General features: G+C 48.8%; 6 protein-coding genes and 1 pseudogene. 1 reads left to right on the forward strand and 6 read right to left on the reverse strand.

Annotation, left to right across the window (positions count from 1 at the left end; all coding sequences use genetic code 11):
• The first annotated feature begins 561 nt into the window (after window positions 1–561).
• The gene (locus ACVA53_RS19110; protein ID WP_446505962.1) at window positions 562–1,416 is read left to right on the forward strand and encodes a patatin-like phospholipase family protein; all 855 of its coding nucleotides are present in this window, start codon (window positions 562–564) and stop codon (window positions 1,414–1,416) included.
• Between the two features lie 146 nt (window positions 1,417–1,562).
• Here ACVA53_RS19110 and ACVA53_RS19115 read toward each other — a convergent pair whose 3' ends face one another.
• From ACVA53_RS19115 to ACVA53_RS19140, 6 genes and pseudogenes are all read right to left on the reverse strand, one after another.
• Window positions 1,563–2,417, reverse strand: a complete 855-nt coding sequence (locus ACVA53_RS19115; RefSeq protein ID WP_255045233.1) for a MurR/RpiR family transcriptional regulator — start codon at window positions 2,415–2,417, stop codon at window positions 1,563–1,565.
• Window positions 2,418–2,496: 79 nt separating this feature from the next.
• Window positions 2,497–3,324, reverse strand: coding sequence for a class II fructose-bisphosphate aldolase (locus ACVA53_RS19120; RefSeq protein ID WP_255045232.1), 828 nt, complete (start codon window positions 3,322–3,324; stop codon window positions 2,497–2,499).
• Between the two features lie 17 nt (window positions 3,325–3,341).
• Entirely contained in the window at window positions 3,342–4,211 is an 870-nt protein-coding gene (locus ACVA53_RS19125; protein WP_255045231.1) for a 5-deoxy-glucuronate isomerase, read from the reverse strand.
• 216 nt (window positions 4,212–4,427) lie between these two features.
• Entirely contained in the window at window positions 4,428–5,423 is a 996-nt protein-coding gene (gene iolC, locus ACVA53_RS19130) for a 5-dehydro-2-deoxygluconokinase (protein ID WP_446505963.1), read from the reverse strand.
• Window positions 5,424–5,435: 12 nt separating this feature from the next.
• The gene (locus ACVA53_RS19135) at window positions 5,436–6,611 is read right to left on the reverse strand and encodes a Gfo/Idh/MocA family protein (RefSeq protein WP_446505964.1); all 1,176 of its coding nucleotides are present in this window, start codon (window positions 6,609–6,611) and stop codon (window positions 5,436–5,438) included.
• Window positions 6,612–6,726: 115 nt separating this feature from the next.
• Window positions 6,727–7,047, reverse strand: a pseudogene (locus ACVA53_RS19140) (3D-(3,5/4)-trihydroxycyclohexane-1,2-dione acylhydrolase (decyclizing)); the annotation flags it as partial.

Here is a 7,047-nt window from a genome sequence, read left to right on the forward strand (position 1 = left end):
TTCAAGAAATGTGATCGCTACAAACAACTTTATAGCTTGTATACCAATTTTCAGATAATAAGTGCGACACTCCGGGAAATAAATGGATACTGTAATACCAACCTACATAAATATTTGATCAGTCTTGCAGGTTAAAATCGCTGTTCTCTATGTTAGATATTTTGTAATTAGAGCCACTAGTTACTGCAATCTCTGCCTTGATAACAACGATTTTTCCAGTGCAAATACTTGATCAACTACTTATCCAGATTGGTATAAAATATATTTCTATAAAAACGAATAGAGCACTGGAGATAACATCACCAGAACCAGAGCGGTAAGGGCTGGTTGATATAATCGAACTGCAGAAGATCATCGGTGATGTCATACCATGCCCAAGGTTTCCCATGATTTCATAGGTCACTCCGCCACAGAGGTTGACGACGTTGCGCTACACCGAATCCCGACGAAAGCCGATCCCGGCCAATAAACCAGGTACGAGATTTACACAATATCGCCATGACGCTTGCTGAGTTGGTGATATATTAGCAGTTTGAATCTGGTCTAAGCAGGATAGAGACGTTGCCATCATCATTCTTCAACTCAAAACCCTATAAGTTCGGGCTCACCCTGTCTGGCGGTGGCTCTAAGTGCATGGCGCAAATCGGTATGTTGCAATACCTCGACGAGCAGGGCGTAAAACCGGATGTGATATCTGGAGCAAGTGGGGGCGCGTTAGTTGGCGCTCTCTATGCTGCCGGTCATAGCCCCGAGAAAATTCTGACATTTTTTGTTGAAAGCCAGATGTTTAAAGTCAGCAGCTTTTCATTCAACAAGCTGGGATTGATTAACTCTGAAAAACTGCACAGTCATTTTCACGGTTGGATCAAACGAGATAACTTTGATGCTCTAGACATCCCGCTCTTTGTGGCGACGACTGATCTCAATGCTGCACAACAAGTCGTCATCAAAGAAGGGGAACTCATTCAGGCTCTGCTGGCTTCTGCCGCCTATCCGGGTATGTTCACCCCGGTAAAAATCGGCGATAAGCTGTTTGCTGACGGTGGTATCACCAATAACTACCCGACCGATCTCATCCACGGCCTTTGCCGTGCCCATCTCGGTATGTACTTAAGCCCATTAGAGCATAAAGCCAATCATGAGTTCTCCGATGCCTTTGACATTCTTGACCGGGTATTCGAGATCTACAGTTCTACTCACTTATTAAAAAGCATCAAACTGCCCGATATCAGCCTCTCGCCAGAAGGTATTGATCGGTGGGGATCCTTCAACGTCAATAACGACAGTCTGAAAACACTCTACACATTAGGCTACGAAACAACGCGGGATTACTTTGAGACCGAAGGGGCCGAGTGGCTGGAGCAAGTTAAGAAGTCTCTGGCCAAGAGGTCGCTATTTGAGAGCTTGACAGGTTAAAGGTTGAATCACATGCTGAAGCAACCAATATCATTAGATACAGGTAACGCCACTCTTTAATAGGCTCCTACTCCTAATAGCTCTGCGCGATTATGGTGATTATTTGCCAACATATGTATCTTCATATAGAGCCTCGTAGCAAGGCTCTATTTGGTATCTTTACACATCAAACTCACCGCCAGTGTCTGGGCAAGATACACCGAGCAGCTTAATGATCGGAAGCCCAAGTTGTCACCTTCTTGTACTTCAAAGCACACATCCATTATGCTCCCCTGCGCCATCATCTGGTTATCGGTGATGGCGACAATCGGTACGTTCTTTTGATGGGCGAACTCAATAACCTCTGTGGTTTCTGGCGCATAAGGGGTAAATGTAAAGGTGACCAATACATCTTTGTCGCTCATCAAACGTGTCATTGGCGATAGCATTCCACCGTTATCATCGACCAAAACCACGTTGTTGTTAGACTTCATCAAGGCATACCAAAAATAGAATGCGGCGGGATAAGCCCGTCGCATCCCCTGGATATAAATGGTTTCAGCCCCTTCCAGTAAGCTGACGGCCCTATCGAGTTTCTGTGGAGACACGGATATTTGCAGGTGCTCCATCGCCTCAATATTTGCCTGACCAAAATCATGGAAAATAGCAGCGGCTGAATCTGGGCCAAACTCAGCTTCGTTTCTTGCTTTACGTACCCGCTCTTTGTAATCGCGTGGACGATTGAAGTAGTGATTGCGAAAGACTGCCTGCATCGAGCTAAACCCTGAGAACCCCATCGCACTGGAAAAACGGCTAAGGGTAGACAAAGGCACATTGGCTTGCTGGGCAATGGTGACCATAGTTTCAACCGCCACCAGCATCGGTTGCGCCATAGCAAAATCTGCCACTTGCTGAAGGCGAGGACTTAAATCATCATATTGCCTAATGATTTGATCCTTCAATGTGTCTAGATCTAAATCTTGGGCGCTTTGTCTCGTGGCGACTCGTTCGGCGACTTCCATATGTTAATGCTCCCCCTCGCTGATACCGACAAGAAAAAAAAGCCCTGCGATTAACAGGGCAACATTTTTACGACAGTGGTTATGACAGCAGCTTGATATTACGAATTGCTTCTTCCTTCACAAATGGCATGGCCTTCTGCATAAAATAAATCCGGTCAAATTTCTCAGGTTCTTCATTCATGAAGCCACGCAAGTTATTGCCCAGCGCTTGGCGCAAGCAGGTACCAATGTTGAATTTCGATACACGGGTACGCTTGAGTTCTTCCATATCTTCATCGCGGATACCACTGGCACCGTGGATAACCAGCGGAATATCAACCATGCTGGCAATCTTGTCCAAGCGGCCAAAATCAATGGTGCATGTAGGCTCAGTCAAACGGTGCACGTTACCTACCGATACAGCGACACAATCCGCACCACTTTCAGTGGCAAAACGCACAGCTTCTTCGGCTTCGGTATAGATAGATTTAATATGGTCACGGCCTTCATCATAAGGTACCGAGCCAATCTCACCTTCTACCGAAGCACCCAATGCATGGGCAACATCGGCCACGGCGCGAGTACGGGCAATGTTCTCTTCAAGCGACAGCTGAGAACCATCAAACATCACGGAGCTAAAGCCGGCTTTCAACGCCTTGAAGACGATCTCTTCTTCGTAGGTATGATCCAAGTGTAAGCACACAGGCACCGAGCTGTTTTTCGCCAATGGCAGCAACATTGCCGCAGCGGTTTCTACCCCGTAGAAATCAGCCACATCTTTGTTACAAGCAAGGATCACGGGTTTGTTAACCGCTTCTGCCGCTTCAACCACTGCACGAGCATCTTCGTAGCCAAACACGTTAAAGCAAGGTACGGCATAATCAGAAGCCGCAGCTTCAGGCAAAAGATCTTTTAAATTAACGAGCATATTGGTAAGCCTCCGTGTTATTTGAACTTAGCGATCATGTCCTTGATGCCAGGGATCGTCTCTACTTGATACTCATGGTGTGGGTCAAAGTGCTGGATCAGCGACTTCTCCGTTTTGCCGACGATAATGGTGAAGTAATACATCTCGTAACCCGGTGCCGCGACACTTGGGTGATAGCCTTTGTCGATAGCAATCACTGAGCCGGTACGCACGTGGTAAACCGGACCAAAGTCATCTTCGTGCTCATACAGGAACTGGGCACCGAAACCAAAATCAGGGTTGAAACGGAACTGGTACACTTCTTCGTACAGTGTCTCTTTGCTACCGTCAGGCTTAACGCGATCTTCATCATGCTTGTGAGGAGGGAAACCAGACCAGCCACCCGCACCAACAGTAAACAACTCGCTGACCAACAGACGACCACGCTTGTCGGCATTAGATTGACCTAGTACGTGTTTGATCTTACGGTGGGTTTTGGTGTCGTCAGAGCCGTACTGCACCATATCGACTTCATCTTCACGGCTACAGAAGGGTTCTAGCGACTCTTCGAACTTACCACCGGCAATCATCACGTCAGCGGTGTCACTCACACACTCAATTTCTGCGGTATAGCCAAGCGGGACATAGACAGATTCAGGATTGCCTTCCCACACAGATTTACGCTGACCGATATTGTCGAATACTTCGGTTCTTTCGCCGTTGGTTACCTTGATTGAACAGGTACCACCAGCCAGTACAATCACTGACTCATAGCCTTCAACAACGTGCTGGTGCTGTTCGCCTTGCGACAGGCGTACTTGGTTGAAATAACACAGCGGTGTGACTTCATCGTTGATGTCGATGATAGGTTGGTTCTTATTATCAAACGGTGGGATATGCTTACCCATGACTCTCTCCTCACTGCCCTGATCATCCTTTCAACCAGTACAGCCTTGTAATTATATGGTTCTGCTATTTAGGCCTGATATCAGGGCCTGTTGACTTAAGCTTTGGGGAATAAAAAAGCCGGGTCTCGATGGTGTGTACTGACGGAAGACTGAAGATCCATGCAGTACTGACCCGGCTGACCAAAATAACCAGTAACTCAATGCTTACCGCACCAGTTACAGGCTTTGTTCTCTGGTCTCAATAAAATCGAATAATTGTTCTTTGGTCGGCATCGCTTCAGTACAGCTGTTACCGCTGACGTTAATCGCCGCTGCTGCTGAACCATGCTTGACGCCGTCTTCCAGTTCGCCACCGTTAACCAGTGTCCAAATCAGGCCGCCTGCAAATGAATCGCCAGAGCCAAATGGCTTCTGCACGTCCACGCGGAATATACCCTGCTGGAATTTATGACCGTCTCGACAGTACACTTTGGAACCAAACTCACCGGCTTTAACCACCACCACCTGGGTGTTTGCGCGAAGGAAGCGGTCAGCCGTTGCATCATCGTCGGTGTTACCCGGTGCCAGCACGGTTTCCATCATGTCGAACTCTTCACGGTTACCGATCACGATGTCGGATAGACCCGCGGCGATACCGTAGTAAATTGATGCGTCAACGTCGGTGCGCCATGAATACGGACGGTAATCAACATCCAGAACCACTAACGTGTTGCTGCGGCGTGCATGCTCCATCGCGATAAGCGTTGCTTCACGGCTCGGGCTTTCTGAAAGCGCCGTACCGGTTACCACCAATACTTTCGAACTTGCGATGTACTCTGGGTCGACCTGCTCTGGCTTAATGGTCAGATCAGAGGCCTTGTTGCGGTAAATCAATACCGTGCAGTCGCTTGGCTTCATCTCGGTAAACGCCACTGACGTACGCGAGCCTGAATTGTCTGTCATCATGCCGTCAAGGTTGATCCCCTGACCTGACATGTACTGCTTCACATAGCCGCCGAATGCATCATCAGCGACACAACCGATAAACCCTACCTTGCCGCCAAGTCTGTTTACAGCCACTGCAATGTTGGCAGCTGAGCCACCGACGAATTTGTTGAAACCTGAAATATCAGCCATGTCCGTGTTTGATTCACGGGCGTAAAGATCTACGCCCGCACGTCCCAACACGATGGCATCCAGCTTACGGTCTTGCTGAAGTGCAATCTTTGTCATGGTCCGTTCCTATTACTCGTAATCTACCCAAGCCGCATTTTGATCTGCAGACTCAACACATTTCTCACAAAGGCGTACACCTTCGATACCCGCGTCAATACCTGGGAACCAGATACCTGCTAGTTCAGCTTGGTCGTCGCGGTCAGCCGCATCGAATGCCAGCGCAAAGCGGTGGTACAAGTTTGCCCAAGACTCGAAGTAACCTTCAGCGTGACCACCACCAACACGGTTAGATGCCACACCCGGTGCATCTTGGTGTAGGTAACCCATACCGCGCTCTAGTAGACGAGATGGCTCGCCTTGCACTTCGTAGCGAAGTTGGTTTGGTTGCTCATCCCACCATTCGATAGACGCTTTAGAGCCGACGATGCGGATCTTCTGCTGGTGCATCGAGCCCGAGTTCACCGCTGATGCCCAAAGCGTGCCGACAGCGCCGCCTTTGAACTCCATCATTACGTGTGCGTTATCTTCTAACGGAGTGCGCGACTTGATGAAGCTCTGACGCATGCAAGATAGACGGTCAACCTCAAGGCCTGTCATCACTTCGCATAGGTAGAATGCGTGAGTACCGATATCACCCAGTACGTAAGTTGGGCCAGATACTTCAGGGCTTACACGCCACTTCAGGCCTGGATCGTTCAGTTCGTACTCTTCGTTGTGGAAGCCGTGAGCAAACTGCATGTTGATAACACGGATTTCACCTAGGTCGCCACGCTGAACCATTTCACGCGCCTGCTGAACCATTGGGAAACCGCTGTAACCGTACATCACACCGATAACGCGGTTGTTTTTCGCCGCAATTTCTTTCAGCTCTTCTGCTTCTTCGGTAGTGAAAGTGATTGGCTTTTCACACACTACGTGTAGGTTTGCTTCTAGCGCTGCTTTACAAATGGCGTAGTGGGTCGAGTTAGGTGTTGCGATAGAAACAGCTTGGATACCGTCTTCACGCTGTGCTTCTTGCTCGAACATCTCTTGGTAGTTGGCGTAGCAACGATCACCATCTAGACCTAGGTTTTCACCAAAATCGCGGCAGCGCGCTGGATCTAGATCGAAAGCACCGGCAACCAATTTGAACAGACCATCACGCAGTGCTGCGTTGCGGTGTGAGTAACCGATCTGGCTACCACGGCCACCACCTACCATTGCCCAGCGGATTGGTTGGTCAAAATGACGTTCTTCATTAAACATTGCTTCACTCCTTGGCAGGTATCACGACCACCTTATGCTTTATGTAGCTAGCTGTGATACCTGCGGGTAAATTATTAGAAATATAAAGATTTAAATGTTCGGAATTCTTTTTCGGTTAGACGCCGCGTCTTTGAGTCGCTCGGCCTTCTTCCCAGTCAGCGACTTTCTTCGCCGTCTCTTCGTTGCGCGTCACTTCAGGCAAACCCACTTCCCACCAGCAGTCACACTTAGACCATGCCGCAGGGGATACAGGGTCGATATCAACCACAATCACGTAAGTGCGGTCCGCTTCTTTCGCGCGGGCAAAGGCAGCATCAAACTCGTCAACAGACGTCAGTTTCTCGGAAATTGCACCTTGAGCTTCTGCGTGCTTGGCAAAGTCAACACGGGCCAACTCGCCATCTGGACGGCGGCAATCTTCAAGCAGGTTGTTGAA

It is taken from the genome of Photobacterium sp. DNB23_23_1, assembly GCF_052873815.1.